Below are 16,102 nucleotides of genomic sequence, written 5' to 3'. Positions count from 1 at the left end.
TGCTGACTCAATGCTGACTTTGATGACGGGTTGTCGGGTCTCTGGGGTTGTCGGTCGAGGGTGGGCGGGAGGGCCTCTGTGGAAAGTATCGGCCTTGCAGCAGTGAAGGTCACGGGCTCGGACGCTCACGGGTGCGCCGGGCCGCCTGGGACTGTTCTGCTGGTTGAGCCGCTTGACGGGCTACGAGAGGGGTGGTGCGTGGCGACTCGGTGCTATTTCGCTGATGAAGCACCAAAGATTGCCCGCATGAAGCTGGCCATGTGTGTGCCAGCAAGTTCTTGGTCTGCTGGTGGTACATGGGCCATACGTCGTTGACCAGCGCAAATCGCGCTTACCCGAGCTCAGGACCCGGCAGGGAGACGGGGGATTCGACCTCCCCGTGTGCCGATGGGGCGGAGTAGACGGTAGACGTGGCACCGGTCGGGACGTTCGCGGTCGGTTCGGGGCAACTCGCAGAAGCAGGCCAGGCCGGAACTACGGTCGGCCCCGAGTGAACGGCAGTGTGTGCTACACGACTGCTCTCACCGGATCACTCCGCACGCGCGGAGTCGACGTTCGAGTTCATCGTCGGTGTCCTCTCGGGGGAGGAACACCTCCGCGTGCGCGGAGGTGACCCGCCAAGGTGGCTGACACCCTGCGCTGGTCCTGCTCGGCACGGCGGAGTACGAACGCCGCCGTCATGGACCTCAAGCGGTACCTGGCCGGGGCCCGATCCTTTCGCTCGACGGCTGGCCAGAGGGCGGCTGACTCTCAGTCTGGATGGCGCGCGATCCAGCCGGCCCGACGTGCTCTCCATCGGCCGGCGGCCGACCAGCGTGGAGCAACCGCACGCGCCTGTTACCGAGCCAGGCGCATACCTGGTCAACGCTCCGCCAGGTCGGCCTTCCCGGATCGTTCCGGGCGGCAAACGTGCAGATCACAGCTTTAGAGGCCCGGAGTGCTCCGGGGCTCTCTCTTTACCCGTGCCGAGTGTGTGCTGGCCTGGGGGCACCTGAGATCACCTCGGGAAACCCGTCCCGTGCGCAGGTGGCCCCGGTTTGTCGCGGGGAGGCGGTGGTGCCGGGGCCGCAGGGGACGACGTCAGGCTTTGCCCTGGAGGCGCCAGATCTGGTTCTTCTTGGTGCTCAGCGCACTCGCAGCGTCGCAGGTCCACTGGTGGATCAGGGCCCGTGGCGCGGTGGAGACGTCGGAGACGTCGACGCACTTGCCGCTGTGGACGGCGACCAGTTGGTAGTCCTGGCTGTTGCCGAGCGCGGTGACAGGGTTGAGGGTGAACATCTGGTTGGTGCCGCCGTTGCAGGTGTACTGGTCGACGGCCGCGCCGTCGGCCGTGGAGGCGCCGGCCACGTCCAGGCACTTGCCGCTGAGCTCGTTGACCACGGTGTAGGTGTTGGTCCGGCCGGAGACCGGCTTGAGGTCGAGCATCTGCTGGTAGCCGCCCTCGCAGGAGTACTGCTGGTACTGGGTGCCGTTGGCGGTGCTGAGGGCGGTGTCGTCCAGGCACTGGCCGCTGTTCTCGCTCACGGCGACCGTGGACATCGTGGTGTTGGACGGCGGAAGGAGGGTGACGGTGTAGCCGTCCTTGGCGTTGCTGAACGGAACGCTCACCGAGGCGGCGTTGCCGCTGACCGTGAGGGTGGTGTCGGAGACGGTCGTCGGCCCGGTGACGGCCGCGCCGCTGTTGTACGGGACGCGCTGGACGACCGCGCGAACCTGGCTGTTCTCCACGACCGAGGTGGTGTTCAGGCCGGTGAGGTTGACGGTGACCGTGCCCGTGTTGCCGCTGCTGCCGAGCAGCACCTTGGCGTTCTTGGCGGTGTTGTCCTTGGTGGCCAGGCCGTCGGTGCCGCTGCCCGGGATCAGGTTGACGATGTTGCCGCTCTGGGAGCCGTAGTAGCGGTACATGAACCACTCGCCGAGCGGCAGGTACTGGCCGGCGCTGTTCTTGGTGAGCAGGTTGGCCTCGTCGTCGTGCAGGTTGGTGCCGGAGGCCCAGTTGCCGCGCAGGCCGTCGGCGCCGGCCCGCTCGAGGCGGCCGATGAACCAGGCGCCGCCGCCGGGGGACTGCATGGAAAGGGTGGCGTACTCGTTGATCTGGTACGGCCGGGTGTTGGTCAACCCGGCGGCGGAGAGGGTGGAGTTGGCGCGGCCCACGTCGGTCACCGGGTCACCGGGTTCGTCGTGCCAGCTGTAGATGTCCGGGGCGACGTTGTTCGCCTTGATGTAGGTCAGGTACGTCGTCCACCAACTGTTGGAGGAGCTGGGCTGGCCCGCGATGCTGGGGCCGACGATCAGCTGGGAGGGGAAGGCGGCGCGTACCTTGGCGTAGAACCGGGACCACATCTGCAGGTACTGGCTCTGCGAGGCGCCCCAGAAGTTGCTGCCGTCGGGTTCGTTCCACAGGTCCCACTCGACGGTCATGTTGTTGGCCTTGACGTCGCTGACGAGCTGGGCGACGAAGGCGTCGAACTGCGTCCAGTCACCATTGTCGCCGGGCCAGCCTTGGCTCGTCGTGCCGTCGGCACCCCACAGGTCGTGGGGGAGCAGCACGAAGGTGCCGCCGAGGGCGGCCGTGCGCTTGTACTGGGCGAGCGTGGAGTTCCAGCGGGTCTGGTAGTCGGCGAGGCTGGTGGCGTAGCCGCCGCTGTTGAGCTGGGCGCCGCCGGCCCGCATGAAGTGCCACTTGATGTCCTTGAAGAAGTGGTCCTGCGGCAGCGAACCGTCCGGCGTCATCCCGTAGATCATGCCGGAGGCGTGGTAGGTCGGGGCGCCCCCGGCCGTCGCGAAGTCCACGGTGACGCTGGTGTCGGCGGCGTGCGAGGCGGTGGCGGGCAGCAGACTCGCCGCGAGCGCTGTCAGGAGAACGGTGCATCTGAACAACAGGCGTGGTGAACGGGTGCGCATGTGCGGCTCTCCAAGGGGTTGGGGTGTCAGGACTGCTTCTGCGCGAGGGAGGGGAGAAGGAGATGCGGTCGATGACCGCTGAGTACGGCAACCGCTGGTCGTACTGGTGGTGGGTGTCACCGTTGAAGTCGGGCAGCTCCTGTGCGGTGAAGGTGGGCCGGTGGTGCCCTTCTCCAGGGCGACGGGGACGGTCGGTTCCCAGAGGTTGTCGAAGTGGACGGTCGTCGGGAACAGCACTCGGCGGGTCGACCCGCCATTGACCGAGAGGTCGGCGTGGCGGGCGACCGGATCGGGGCTGTAGCGGGTGGCGGGCTCCCGTTCGCCGTTGGAGTGGCGGATGGTGATCGCGTGCCGACCTGCGTGCTGCGCGACGACGTAGACGGACAGGGCGTTCGCCGTGCCGTCGCCGATGTCGGTGACCGTCTCGCCGCCCGAGGTGAAGGCGTGGGCGTCGGTCACCTGGGCGGCGCCGGTAAGGGTGCCGTCCTCCGCCTGGTCACCTTGGTCGTCAGGGCGCCCGTGGGTGGGGCGACGCGCAGCCGGTCGCGGAGCAGTGCTCGGGACATGCCGGTGATCTTGTTGATCCCGCCGGAGAGGAACATCCGGACCCGGTCGGTGCCCGTCCTGTCGTCCTCGACCTGGGCATGTAGAGCTCCTTGTCGTTCAGGAACAGGCTCGGCCGACCGCCGCCCAAGTGGTCGACGGACACGGTCGATTCACCGTCGGTGCGGGAGCAGACCCGGAAGGTCGCGGAGCCGCCCTTGGCCAGTGGTACGGCGCCGACTCCCGTCGTTCTTGTCCGTCGCACTGAGGTCTCCATGGATCCGTACTGCTCGTACGTTGAGGAGAGAGATCGAACCGGTTCGACGTAGCCGTACCGCTGGGTCGCAGGTCGGTTTGGCTGGTGCTGGTCTTTCGGTTCCGCGTTCAAGTGCCGTCCAGATGCCCCTTGTTGACAGCTGGAGCGTGTACTGGTCGAACCGGTTCGCAGGAAGCTAGCACTCCGGAAACCGACCAGCAATACTCGTGACACAAGGGGCTGTGTCCGTTCATGAGAGGTGCCGGCCCGGTTACGAGAAGTGTTGTGCGGGGTGTTGACACCCATCCCGGCGATTCCTACCGTCGGTTCACGCGAACCGGTTCGACAACCGGATCTCGCTCTCTTCGTCGCCCAGCCCTCACGCGTCCGGCAACCTGTGTCTCTCCCTGAGCAGCGAACCGGTTCGAGCAAGGAGTTCCCGTGAACATCGGTGAGATCGCCCGGCGGGCCGGTGTCTCGCGGAGCACCGTGTCCTACGCGCTGAGCGGCAAGCGTCCGGTGTCGGACGACACCCGGCACAAGATCCAGCGGGTCATCGACGAACTGGGCTACCGGCCCAACGCGAGTGCGCGCGCCTTGGCCAACGGTCGGACCAGCACGATCGGTCTGGTCTTCCCGCCGGCCGGGAACCACTACACCGGGATGCAGCTCGACTTCATCGGCAGCGTGGTGGAGGCCGCCGCGGCCCACGACTACGACGTGCTGCTGTCACCCAGTGGCGTCGACAGTGACCGCTCGTTCCAGCGGATGCTGGGGGAGCGGCGGGTCGACGGCGCGATCCTGATGGAGATCAGACTGGAGGACGACCGGGTCGATCACCTGGCCGCCCTCGGCTTCCCCTCCGTCGCCATCGGCCGGACCGCGCATCCCGAAGGCACCTGGTGGGTCGGCCTGGACCACACCGCGCTGGCAGGGGCGTGCGTGCATCACCTCGCGGACCTCGGCCATCGCAGGGTCGCCTTCGTCAACCGCCCCGAGCAGTTGCTGCGGGCCGGATACGAGTCGGCCCACCACGGCCTTGACGGCTTCACCAAGGCCGCGGCCGAGCGCGGGCTGGCCGTGCGCACGTACTGCTGCGGGGACGATGCCGCATCGGGCCAGGCATGCCTGGAACAGATTCTGCGGGACGAGCCTGCCACCACGGCGCTCGTCACCCTCAACGAGGCCGCGCTGGGCGGAATTTACCGCGGCCTGTCCGTGGCGGGCCGCCATGTGCCGCGCGATTTCTCCGTCACCGGGGTCGTGGCCGGCCGGTGGGCGGAGACGGTGACCCCGCAGCTCACCGCGGCGGACGTACCGGCGGAGCAGATGGGACGCCTCGCCGTCGAGTTGCTCGTCGAACGGCTCGACCAGCCCGGCGCGGCTGCGCGGCACCACCTGCTCGCACCGCCGATCTCACTGCGGGCCAGCACCGGACCCGCCGGCGGCACACCCTCCGCCCAAGCCCCGGGCTCCGGCGTCGATCCGCACTCCTGATCCCCGTCCCGTCCCCCCGTCTCCAGTCGATATCACCGGCACTCCGCCCCCTCACCGCTCGGCGTGCTCGCCTCCCCCCGTCACCCCTTTCCGCGGCACCGCTGTGCCCAGAACCGAGGAACCCGCCATGCACAGATCCTCCAGGCGCCGCCTCACCGCGGTGGCTCTGTCGACCGTCGTCGCTGCCGCCGGCACCGCCTGCTCCTCCGGCTCTGACAGCAGCAGCACCAAGGACGCGGCCGGCGGCACGTACACCATCTGGGACCCCTACCCGCAGTTCGCCAAGAACTCGGCCTGGTCGAAGCTGCTCGACGGCTGCGGCACCAAGGCCGGGGTGAAGATCAAGCGGACCGCCTTCGACACCAGCGACCTCGCCAACAAGGCGCTGCTGGCGGCCCAGCAGGACAACTCCCCGGATGTCCTCATCGTCGACAACCCGGTGGTGTCGACCCTGGCGGAGGCCGGCGTGCTCACCACGACGGCCGACAACAAGGTGGACACTTCCAAGGTGGATGCCAACCTGCTGGCGGCCGGCCAGTCGGGCGGGAAGACCTACGGCATCCCGATCGGCGCCAACACCCTTGCCCTCTACTACAACAAGAAGATCCTGAAGGAAGCCGGGGTGGACATCGCCTCGGTCAAGGACTGGCCGTCGCTCACGGCGGCGCTGGAGAAGGCGAAGAAGGCGGGCAAGAAGGGCATCACCTTCTCCGCGATCGGCACGGAGGAAGGCAGCTTCCAGTTCCTGCCGTGGTTCTGGGGCGCGGGCGCGAAGCTCACCCAACTCGACTCGTCCCAGGGCGAGTCGGCGCTGTCCCTGTGGAAGGACTGGCTGAAGCGGGGATACGCGCCCAACTCGGTGCTCAACAACACCCAGACCACCAGCTGGCAGGAGTTCGCCACCGGGGACTACACCTTCGCCGAGAACGGCACCTGGCAGCTCGCCAATGCCGAGAAGGCCGGGTTCGACTACGGCGTGCTCCCGATCCCCGGTGCCTCCGGCGGCAACGCCGCGGCCCCCACCGGCGGCGAGTTCGTCACCGTCCCCGTCCAGGGCGACACCGGCCGGTACGCCACCGCGCGCAAGCTGGTCTCCTGCCTGACCAGCACCGACAACCTCTACGCCACCGACACCACCCTGTCCTACGTGGCCCCCACCGGCGCGGTGCAGGACAAGCAGGTGGCGTCGAACGCGAAGTTGAAGCCGTGGGTCTCTGCGGTCAAGGCAGCCAAGGGACGCACCAGTGACGACCTCGGCATCAAGTACCCGAAGATCTCGGAGCAGCTGTGGAAGGCGGTCCAGTCGGCCCTGAGCGGGGCCCAGTCACCGAAGGACGCGCTCACCGCGGCCCAGAACGCCGTCAAGTAACCGGAGGGCAAGGGTCGTTGATGAACCGTACGACACACCCGCCGGACCGCCGCCCCGTGCTCGGCCGGGAAGGCGCGGCCACCGCCGTCCCGTCCCCGGCCCGCGCGGCGCCACGGCGGCGCCGTCGCCCCTCGCAGCAGTGGGCCGCCTGGGGATTCCTCACCCCGGTGACCCTCTACCTCGTCCTCTTCTACGCCTATCCCCTCTACCGCAACATCGACCTCAGCCTGCGCAACTACACGGTCCGCTCCTTCGTCCAGGGCAACGCGCCCTTCACCGGCCTGGCCAACTACCGCACCGTCTTCGACGATCCGACCTTCGCTCCCGCCCTGCTGCACACCGTGGTCTTCACCGCCGTGTGCCTGTTCTTCCAGTACGCCATCGGGCTGGCCCTGGCGGTCTTCTTCAACCAGAACTTCCGGCTCTCCGCGACCCTGCGCGCCCTGTTCCTCGTACCCTGGCTGCTGCCGCTGATCGTGTCGGCCTCCACCTGGTCGTGGATGCTCAACAGCGACTCGGGTGTGGTCAACACCGCCCTGCACGCCGTCGGCATCGCCCCGGTGAACTGGCTGACCTCGCCGACCTGGTCGCTGGCCTCGGTGATCATCGCCAACATCTGGATCGGCGTCCCCTTCAATCTGGTCGTGCTTTACAGCGGCCTGCAGTCCATCCCCGCGAGCCTGTGCGAGGCGGCCGCTCTGGACGGAGCCGGCGCCTGGCGGCGTTTTTGGAGCATCACCTTCCCGCTGCTGCGCCCGGTGTCCGCGATCACCCTGCTGCTGGGCCTGGTCTACACGCTCAAGGTCTTCGACATCATCTGGATCATGACCAAGGGCGGCCCGGCCGACTCGTCCACCACCTTCGCCACCTGGTCCTACCAGCTCGGCTTCGGCAACCTCCTGCCCGCCTTCGGTCCGGGAGCGGCCGTCGGCAACCTGCTGGTGGTCGCCGCCCTGGTCTTCGGCCTGGTGTACCTGAGGGTCCAGCGAAAGCAGTACGCCTCATGACGACCATCGCGACCGCACTCCGTCCGCGCCGGGCCCGTCGGACCACCTGGTGGAAGACCGCCATCGGTGTCGCCCTCACCGGGCTGATGCTCTTCCCGGTCTACTGGATGCTCAACGTGTCCTTCACCCGCGACCAGGACATGCGCAAGAGCCCGCCCGACCTGTTCCCCGTGCATGGCACGCTGGCGGGCTACCGGGCCGTCCTGGACGACCAGTTGCCCTACCTCGGCACCAGCCTCGTCATCGGCCTGGGCACGGTCGCGGTGACGGTGGCGCTGGCCGCACCGGCCGGCTACGCCCTGGCCAAACTCCGCCCACGCGGCGGCGGCGTGCTCAGCTTCCTCTTCCTGGTCGCGCAGATGATCCCCGGCATCATCATGGCGATGGGCTTCTACGCCATCTACCTCAGCCTCGGCCTGCTCCAGTCGGTGCCGGGCCTGATCGTCGCCGACTCCACGCTGGCCGTCCCCTTCGCCGTCCTCGTCTTCACCGCGTTCATGTCCGGCATCCCCGGCGAACTCCTCCAGGCCGCACAGGTGGACGGCGCCGGCCCGATGCGCGCCTTCCGGTCGATCGTGCTGCCCATGAGCCGCAACGCCGTCGTCACGGTGTCGCTGTTCGCGTTCCTGTGGTCCTGGTCCGACTTCGTCTTCGCCAGCACCCTCGCCAACGGCGGCGCGCACGAGCCGATCACCCTCGGCATCTACCACTACATCGGCAACAACAACCAGGAGTGGAACGCCATCATGGCGACCGCCGTCGTGGCCTCGCTGCCCGCCACGGGCATCCTCGTCCTCGCCCAGCGCTACGTCGCCGCCGGCGTGAGCGCCGGCGCCGTCAAGGACTGACTGCGCCACCGAGTCGTGTTTCCCAGCCGTCTGCCCACGTGCCGATCACTCCTGCTCCAGAAACGAGTCACGCTGCATGATCGCCGCCCCGTCCGGTCTGGCCTTCTCCGTCCACGACATCCCGTTCAGCACCCGCGGATCATGGTTCGGTGTCTCGCCCGTGGTGGCGGAGAAGATCATCGCCGACGACCTCCACCTCGTCTCGCACCAGAACGGCATGCACGCCGTGCTGCGCCTCGTCCCGCTCGACACGACCACCGGCGACCGCGCCGCCACCGGGCCGCACGCGACGCCGAGCCTGCTCAGCTGGACCGGCGCCGAAGGCCGCATCGACCTGGCCTATGAGTCGCCGGACACCGTACGCCTGCGCGGTGACGGACTGGGCCTGCACATCGGCGCGGCGGCGACCGCGCTGACCCCCTTCAGCGGCACCTACTTCTACCCCGAACCCGTCACGGGAGCCTATGTGTTCACCTCGTACGAGACCGGGCGGCGCTACCGCGTCACCGTGCTGTCCGGGACCGTGACCGAGGCGTCCGGCACGCAGACGCTGGGCAGCGCCGCGCGAGGTGTCACGATCGGCGCCGAGGCCGGCGCGGTCTGGGAGGCCGCGATCGAGGAGTACGAGACCGCGCGCCTCCCGTACACCTCCTCGGCATCCTTCGACCAGGTCATGGACGCCGCGCACAGCGCCTTCTCCTCCTTCGTCGACACCGTCGCACCTTGGCGTTCGTCCAGGACACCCGCCGCGGAACTCGCCGCCTACGTGCTGTGGTCCGCGACCGTCCGGCCGCGGGGCTTCGTCACCCGGCCCGCGGTGCTGATGTCGAAGCACTGGATGGACAAGGTGTGGAGCTGGGACCACTGCTTCAACGCCCTTGCCCTGGCGCCCGGTTCGCCCGGGCTTGCCCTGGACCAGTTCTCGCTGCCCTTCGACCACCAGGACGAGACCGGTGCGCTGCCCGACTCGGTGGCCCACTCGGAGATCCTCTACAACTTCGTCAAGCCCCCCATCCACGGCTGGGCGCTGCGCCACCTGCGCCGACGGCTGCACGAACCGCTCGGCGAGGCGGAGTTGACCGAGGTCTACGACCGGCTGGCCCGCTGGACGGAGTTCTGGCTCACCATGCGGCGCGCACCCGGGTCCGCCCTCCCGCACTACCAGCACGGCAACGACAGCGGTTGGGACAACGCCACCACCTTCGACCCCGAACGCGTGATCGTCAGCGCCGACCTGGCCGCCTTCCTCGTCCTCCAACTACGTGAACTCGCCGTACTGGCAGATGAGTTGGGACTTCCGGACGACACGCGCAGGTGGACCCGGACGGCCGACGCGACGCAGGCGGCGCTGCTCGACGAGCTGTGGACCGGCGACCGGTTCGTCGCCCGCTCGGCGCACAGCGGGGTCACGTGGACCAGTTCCAGCCTGCTCGACCTGATGCCCGTCGTGCTCGGCGAGCACCTGCCCAAGGACATCGGCGACGCGCTGGCCGACCGCATCGAGGCCCACCTCACCGCGCACGGTCTCGCCACCGAACTGCCCACCTCGCCGCACTACTCGGACGACGGCTACTGGCGCGGCCCGATCTGGGCACCGTCCACCGTCCTGATCGAGGACGGCCTGCGCCGCGCCGGCCACCACCGCCTCGCGGACGAGATCAGCGCCCGGTTCCGCGCCCTGTGCGAAACCTCCGGCTTCGCGGAGAACTTCGACGCCCTCACCGGCGTAGGCCTGCGCGACCGCGCCTACACCTGGACCGCCAGCAGCTACCTCCTCCTCGCCGAGGCCCACGAGCTGAGGCGCACGGAGCCCGCCCGGACCGCGGTCGGCTGACCCACCGTCCGGGCCGGGTCGAAGACCTCGGCGGCACCGGACACGACACCCGTGCCGTGGGCCTTTTGGACACGGCGCAGCCCGCCGACATCGCTGTCGCGGCCGGCTTCGGGACAGCAGGTCACATCCATCTCTCCCGTCTGCAAAGGAGTTCCACCATGTCCGTTCGACCGTGGATACGCCGCGCCCGGCGCGCGCTCTTGGCGGCCGGCACGACCGCCCTACTAGCCGCCGGCGTTCTCAGCGGCACGGCCACCACGTCGCAGGCCGCCACCCAGGAGCCCTGCGACATCTATGCCGGCGGCGGCACACCCTGCGTGGCGGCGCACAGCACCACCCGGGCGCTGTACGCCGCGTTCAACGGATCGCTGTACCAGGTCCGGCGCGCCTCGGACGGCACCACCAAGGACATCGGGGTCCTCAGCGCGGGCGGCTACGCCAACGCCGGCGCGCAGGACTCCTTCTGCGCCGGCACCAGCTGCGTTATCACGGTCATCTACGACCAGTCGGGCAAGGGCAACAACCTCACCCAGGCCCCCGCCGGGCAGTTCCCCGGCCCGGCATCGGGCGGCAACGACAACCTCGCGCCCGCCGCGGCGGCGCCTGTCACCGTCGCCGGTCACGAGGCGTACGGCGTGTTCGTGGGGCCCGGCACCGGATACCGCAACAATCACACCAGTGGCGTCGCCACCGGAGATGCGGCCGAGGGCATGTACGCGGTCCTCGACGGCACGCACTACAACGGCAACTGCTGCTTCGACTACGGCAACGCCGAGACCGACAACCGCAATGACGGCAACGGCACCATGGAGGCCATCTACTTCGGCAACCTCAACCTCTGGGGCTACGGCGCCGGCACCGGCCCCTGGGTGATGGCGGACATGGAGAACGGCCTGTTCTCCGGTGGGAGTGCCGGATACAACGCCAACGACCCGACGGTGAACAACCGGTTCCACACGGCGATGCTCAAGGGCCAGGCCAACCACTGGGCGATCCGTGGCGGCAACGCCCAGTCCGGCAGCCTCTCGACGTACTACGACGGCGCTCGCCCCTCCGGCTACACCACCATGAAGAAGGAGGGTGCCATCATCCTCGGCATCGGCGGTGACAACAGCAACGGGGACGCCGGCACGTTCTACGAAGGCGTCCTGACGTCCGGTTTCCCGACGGAGGCCACGGAGAACGCCGTCCAGGCCAACATCACCTCCGTCGGCTACACCGCCCCGGCCGCGTCGAACGCCCTCGCCCCCGGTTCACGGATCTCCTTGCAGGCCACCACGGCGTGCTGCACCACGGACTACATCAAGCACAACGACAGTGACAACTACACCGTGATCGCGAACGTCAGCTCCTCCTCCTCGACGACGACGAAGGCAGACGCGACCTGGATCGTCCGGGCGGGGCTTGCGAACGCCTCCTGCGTCTCGTTCGAGTCCGCGAACAAGGCCGGCAACTACCTTCGCCACTACGCCTTCCGTCTGCAGCTGAACGCGAACGACGGAACGTCGAACTTCGCACAGGACGCCACCTTCTGCCCACAGCCGGGCAACAGCGGCCAGGGCTACTCCTTTCTCTCCGTGAACTACCCCAGCAGGTATCTGCGGCACTACGCCTACAACGTCTACGCCGCGTCCAACGGCGGTTCGGACACCTTCGACACCCTCAGCTCCTTCGTCGACGACAGCAGCTGGATGGTTGCCTCTCCCTGGTCCTGACCTCGGGAGTCGAACGGAACCCGGCGGGGAGGACACGGGGGCGGACACGGTCCGGGGTGGTGTGCGGGGCGGGTATTTCTTTCCCCGGCGCCGATCCGGCACGGTGCTGACCACGTGCTGACCTGGAGGCACCTGAGATCACCCCACGACACCCGTACGAGGGAGATCACTTCTCAGTTCCAGGTCGGCATCATGGCTTCGGGGTAGCGGGCGCCGTAGCCGCCGGTGGGCAGAACTTCCTTGATGCGGGCGAGGTCCGCATCGGTGAGGCTGACCTCGGCGGCGCCGACGTTCTCGTCGAGCCGTTCGAGGTTGCGCGTGCCGGGGATGGGGACGATGTCCTCGCCCTGTGCCAGGAGCCAGGCAAGGGCGAGCTGGGCGACGCTGATTCCCTTGGTGGCCGCCAACTCGCCGAGCAGGCGGGTGGCTTCCTGGTTCTTCTCGTAGTTGCCGGGCTGGTAGCGGGCGTCCCACTGGCGCATGTCGCCATCGGGGTACTCGGCGCCGGGCTTGGCCTGTCCGGTCAGGAAGCCCCGGCCGAGCGGGGAGTAGGGCACGAAACCGATGCCGAGTTCCCGCAGGACGGGAAGGAGTGCCTCGACGTCCCGCTCGAACAGGGAGTACTCGGTCTGCAGGACGGAGACCGGCTGGACGGCGTGGGCGGCGCGGATGGTCTGCTCGCCTGCCTCGCTCAGGCCGAAGTGGCGGACCTTGCCCGCGTCGATGAGTTCCCCGACGGTGCCCGCGACCTCCTCGATCGGCACGTTCGGGTCGACGCGGTGCTGGTAGAGGACGTCGATGTGGTCGGTGCCCAGGTGGCGGAGGCTGTTGTCGGTGACCTCGCGGATGTGCTCGGGGCGGCTGTCGACGCCGCCCTCTCGGGTGCCGGTGAAGTCGAAGCCGAACTTGGTGGCGATGACGACCTCGTCACGCACCGGCGCCAGCGCCTTGCCGACGACGCGCTCGTTTGCGCCCTGCCCGTACAACTCGGCGGTGTCGAAGAACGTGACGCCCAGTTCCTGGGCCCGACGGATGGTCGCGATGCCTTCCTGTTCGTCGGAGGGACCGTAGGCAAGGGAGATGCCCATCGCGCCGTAGCCGAGGGCGGAGACGGTCAGGCCCTGTCGGCCCAGGTGTCGCTTCTGCATGTTCACACGTCTTCTTTCCGTGATCCGGGTTGCCTGCCGGGACGGGCAGGCCGGCGTCCCGCAATGTAAGAGTACTCTCACATGTGAGAGTACTCTTACATTGCGGGTGGGGGAGAATGGGCTCTGTGAGCGACACCATCGCCCGGCGCGGCTACCACCACGGCGACCTGCGCGCCCAGCTGATCCGCGACGGTCTGGCCGTCCTGGCCGAGACGGGCACGCGCGGTTTCTCGGTGGCCAAGGTCGCCGCTCGCGCGGGTGTTTCCTCCGGCGCCCCCTATCGCCACTTCCGTGACCGTGAGGCCCTGCTCGCCGCCTGCGCCGCCACCGTCGCGCACGAGCTGGCCGACCGGCTGGCCGAGTCCGCAGAGGCGGCAGGGGACGACCCCGTGGAACAATTGGCCGCCACTGCGGGCGCCTACGCCCTCTACGTCGCCCAGCACCGCGTCGGCCTCGAACTCATCTACGCCGACGACTTCCAGGACCCCCGCTACCGCGAACTCCACGAAGCGGGCCGTCACTTCATCGACGTCCTGCTCCCCCTGGCCACCGCGGCCTCCACCGCCGACACCATCCTCGGGGTGATGGAACTCCTCGAAGCCCACCTCGCTCTCGCCCATGGCTACGCCACTTTCCAGATCCAGGGAGCCTTCGGCCGGAACCGCCGCCGCCCCGGGGACCTTCCCCGTCTCGCGACCACCGCGGCCCGAGCCCTCATCACGGGCAGGAGTACAGCCGCTGCCGCAAGGGGCTGAGTGCACCCCACGCACCCGGTCAGTGTCTTGGCGCGAAGGCCGTGCGTACGCCGACGCCTTTGGCGCGGGCACGCCGTTCACGCGAGGTGCGAGTGGCATGTCGTGCTGGGTGGGCGGCCGCCGGGTCGCCACGCGGCATGCGAGCGGTTCGAACGCAGGACAGGTTCAGGCCCAGACGGGCCGGGCGGCGTAGGAGCGGGTGGTGGGGATCGCGCGGACAGCGGCCAAGGATTCTGGTCGCCAACCTGTGTGCGCTGATCCGGCAGATCGCACCTTCACGGGTTAGGTCCAGCGCGCGTGGGAGGTGCGGGTGGTAGCGCCTGTCCAACTGGTCCCCGATCCGGTCGAGTTCCAGCATTGGTCCGTAGTTCGGGATGGCGGAGGTCTCGACAGTGAAACCCACCGACGGCTCCTGCACCGACGCGCGAACGGCCCGGCCCGTACCGTCGGCGCCGATGACGAGATCGAAGCGTCGCCCGGCCGCCGTCCGGCGTACTCCGGGTGGGTACCCCGGACGACGTCTCGGGTGCCGCCGCGTTCCTGACCGGGCCCGAGGCATCCAATCGATCGTCATGTCGGACACCATCGGCGAACCCACCACAAACCTCGGGGAGTTGGGGTCGTGGTCCATGGAATGACGGAAGACGCCCGGACCTTTGGCATCGACGACGCCGGTGCCGCCGTAGGGGAGTGGCTGTGGCCTGGCGCGGGGAGGGCCTCGGTGATCACGGAGAGCTTCAGCAACATGGGGCGTGCTTGCCCGCTGCCCCGGCTTCTGCCGGCGTGGCCCGTTCCCTCGCGGGGTCAGCAGACCAGGGACCGGCTCAGTGGGCCCGAGCGCAGGTGGCGGCCCCGGGGTTCGGGGTCTGTCAGGCGGCCGGCCTCGACGACGGCGCGGCCACCCACCACGACGGTCTCCGGCCAGCCGGTGACCTGCATGCCCTCGTAGGGTGTGTAGTCCGTGGCCATGTGCAGGCCGGGGCTGCGGACCGTGCGGGTGGTCGTGGGGTCCCAGATCGCCAGGTCCGCGTCCGCGCCGGGTGCGATGACTCCCTTGCGGGGGTAGAGGCCGTTGAGCCGGGCCGGGTTGGCACACATCAACTCGACGAAGCGGCCCACCGGAAGACCGCCCTTGACCACCAACTCGCTGAAGATCACCGGCATACGGGTCTCCACGCCCGGCAGACCGTTGGGCATCGCCCGTACGTCGTGGCTCACCGACTCCTTCTGGGCCGTGTCGTAGCAGCAGTGGTCGCTGCCGATCGTCGCCACCTGGCCCATGAGCAGCCGTGAGCGCAGTCCGGCGACCGTGCCGGCGTCCCGCAACGGCGGGCAGCACACGAAGCGTTCGGGATGCGGGCCGGCGTACGCCGAGTCGTCCAGGACCAGGTGGTGGGCCACGGTCTCCGTGAACGCCCGTACTCCCCGGCCGCGGGCGCGGGCCACCAGGTCGACCGCCTCGGGTGTCGACTGGTGGACGAAGTACACCGGGGCCGACACCGACTCGGCGATGGCGAGGATCTCGGCGACCGACGCGTTCTCGGCCAACTCCGGCCGCGTACCCGCGTGATGGGACGCGCTGATCGACCCGGCCGCCTCGCCGCGCTCCTGTGTGTCCGCGATGATGTGGTCGGCCTCGCAGTGGATGACCACCATGCCACCGAGGTCCCGCAGCGTGGTCATCACGTTCAGGATGGTCTTCTCGTCGGCCATGGTCTCGCCGCGGTAGGTGGTGAACATCTTCACCGTGACGATGCCGTCGGAGGCCAGCGACCGCAGCTGTTCCGGCACGGTGTCGTCCCACTCGACCACGCACCCGTGCAGTGCGCTGTCGCACAACCCCTGTGCCGCCTTGGCGCGTTGGGTCGCGGCGACGTCGGCCGGGTTCTCGCCGGGGCGCGGGATGGCGAAGTCCACGATCGTGGTCGTACCGCCGAAGACGGCCGCTGTGGTGGCCTGGCGGTAGTCGTCGAGGGAGGTGAAGTCCCCCGAGGTGAAGCCGACATGGCAGTGCGGGTCCACGCCGCCGGGCAGCACGAGGCGTCCGGAGGCGTCCAACTCGGCGGTACCGGGGGCCTGTACGGTGCGGTACGCGCCCGGCTCCACCAGCCCGAGCACCTTGCCGCCGCCCACCAGGACGTCCGCGGCGCCCTGCCAGTCGGCGTTGACCACGGTGCCGCCTCGGACGACGAGGTCGACGGGTTCGGTCGATGAGGGGTGGGACAT

General features: G+C 68.9%; 10 protein-coding genes. 7 read left to right on the top strand and 3 right to left on the bottom strand.

The features are described from left to right. Nucleotides 1-1,080: 1,080 nt before the first annotated feature. Entirely contained in the window at nucleotides 1,081-3,363 is a 2,283-nt protein-coding gene (locus tag ACFWP5_RS11530; protein WP_384153902.1) for an RICIN domain-containing protein, read from the bottom strand. Nucleotides 3,364-4,144: 781 nt separating this feature from the next. On the opposite strand from ACFWP5_RS11530, the gene ACFWP5_RS11525 reads away from it, so the two are divergent. The 6 genes from ACFWP5_RS11525 to ACFWP5_RS11500 all read left to right on the top strand — a co-directional run bounded on the left by ACFWP5_RS11525 (nucleotide 4,145) and on the right by ACFWP5_RS11500 (nucleotide 11,973). After that, nucleotides 4,145-5,200 carry a LacI family DNA-binding transcriptional regulator gene (locus tag ACFWP5_RS11525; protein ID WP_384153900.1) on the top strand — a complete coding sequence of 352 codons (1,056 nt, stop codon included), beginning with the start codon at nucleotides 4,145-4,147 and terminating at the stop codon, nucleotides 5,198-5,200. Nucleotides 5,201-5,327: 127 nt separating this feature from the next. Then, nucleotides 5,328-6,569: an extracellular solute-binding protein gene (locus ACFWP5_RS11520; protein ID WP_384153898.1), complete on the top strand. Its 1,242-nt coding sequence runs from the start codon at nucleotides 5,328-5,330 to the stop codon at nucleotides 6,567-6,569. Nucleotides 6,570-6,589: 20 nt separating this feature from the next. Continuing rightward, on the top strand, nucleotides 6,590-7,576 hold the full coding sequence (locus tag ACFWP5_RS11515; RefSeq protein ID WP_384153896.1) for a carbohydrate ABC transporter permease: 987 nt from the start codon (nucleotides 6,590-6,592) through the stop codon (nucleotides 7,574-7,576). Beyond that, nucleotides 7,573-8,424: a carbohydrate ABC transporter permease gene (locus ACFWP5_RS11510; RefSeq protein WP_384153894.1), complete on the top strand. Its 852-nt coding sequence runs from the start codon at nucleotides 7,573-7,575 to the stop codon at nucleotides 8,422-8,424. Before ACFWP5_RS11515 ends, ACFWP5_RS11510 begins: the two co-directional genes overlap by 4 nt. Before the next feature lie 76 nt (nucleotides 8,425-8,500). Then, on the top strand, nucleotides 8,501-10,258 hold the full coding sequence (locus tag ACFWP5_RS11505) for an amylo-alpha-1,6-glucosidase (protein WP_384153892.1): 1,758 nt from the start codon (nucleotides 8,501-8,503) through the stop codon (nucleotides 10,256-10,258). Between the two features lie 158 nt (nucleotides 10,259-10,416). Further along, the gene (locus ACFWP5_RS11500) at nucleotides 10,417-11,973 is read left to right on the top strand and encodes an alpha-L-arabinofuranosidase B (protein WP_384153890.1); all 1,557 of its coding nucleotides are present in this window, start codon (nucleotides 10,417-10,419) and stop codon (nucleotides 11,971-11,973) included. A 173-nt stretch (nucleotides 11,974-12,146) separates the two neighbouring features. On the opposite strand, the gene ACFWP5_RS11495 is transcribed toward ACFWP5_RS11500, so the two are convergent. Beyond that, nucleotides 12,147-13,121 (bottom strand): aldo/keto reductase, encoded by a 975-nt coding sequence (locus ACFWP5_RS11495; RefSeq protein WP_384153888.1) that lies wholly within the window; start codon nucleotides 13,119-13,121, stop codon nucleotides 12,147-12,149. Between the two features lie 125 nt (nucleotides 13,122-13,246). Between ACFWP5_RS11495 and ACFWP5_RS11490 the strand changes: the two genes are divergently transcribed. After that, the gene (locus tag ACFWP5_RS11490) at nucleotides 13,247-13,876 is read left to right on the top strand and encodes a TetR/AcrR family transcriptional regulator (protein WP_384153886.1); all 630 of its coding nucleotides are present in this window, start codon (nucleotides 13,247-13,249) and stop codon (nucleotides 13,874-13,876) included. Between the two features lie 804 nt (nucleotides 13,877-14,680). Here the strand turns inward: ACFWP5_RS11490 and hydA are convergent. Next, nucleotides 14,681-16,102, bottom strand: coding sequence for a dihydropyrimidinase (gene hydA, locus ACFWP5_RS11485; protein WP_384153884.1), 1,422 nt, complete (start codon nucleotides 16,100-16,102; stop codon nucleotides 14,681-14,683).

Origin of the sequence: Streptomyces sp. NPDC058469, assembly GCF_042721125.1 — a bacterium.
Taxonomy (GTDB): domain Bacteria; phylum Actinomycetota; class Actinomycetes; order Streptomycetales; family Streptomycetaceae; genus Streptomyces.
This window is presented reverse-complemented; position numbering and strand designations above follow the sequence as displayed.

Bases quoted from the DNA above. Each gene is read 5' to 3' on its own strand.
- ACFWP5_RS11520 (WP_384153898.1), top strand. From the start codon at position 5,328: ATGCACAGATCCTCCAGGCGCCGCCTCACCGCGGTGGCTCTGTCGACC.
- ACFWP5_RS11515 (WP_384153896.1), top strand. From the start codon at position 6,590: ATGAACCGTACGACACACCCGCCGGACCGCCGCCCCGTGCTCGGCCGG.
- ACFWP5_RS11510 (WP_384153894.1), top strand. From the start codon at position 7,573: ATGACGACCATCGCGACCGCACTCCGTCCGCGCCGGGCCCGTCGGACC.
- ACFWP5_RS11505 (WP_384153892.1), top strand. From the start codon at position 8,501: ATGATCGCCGCCCCGTCCGGTCTGGCCTTCTCCGTCCACGACATCCCG.
- ACFWP5_RS11500 (WP_384153890.1), top strand. From the start codon at position 10,417: ATGTCCGTTCGACCGTGGATACGCCGCGCCCGGCGCGCGCTCTTGGCG.
- ACFWP5_RS11495 (WP_384153888.1), bottom strand. From the start codon at position 13,121: ATGCAGAAGCGACACCTGGGCCGACAGGGCCTGACCGTCTCCGCCCTC.
- hydA (WP_384153884.1), bottom strand. From the start codon at position 16,102: ATGTCCCACCCCTCATCGACCGAACCCGTCGACCTCGTCGTCCGAGGC.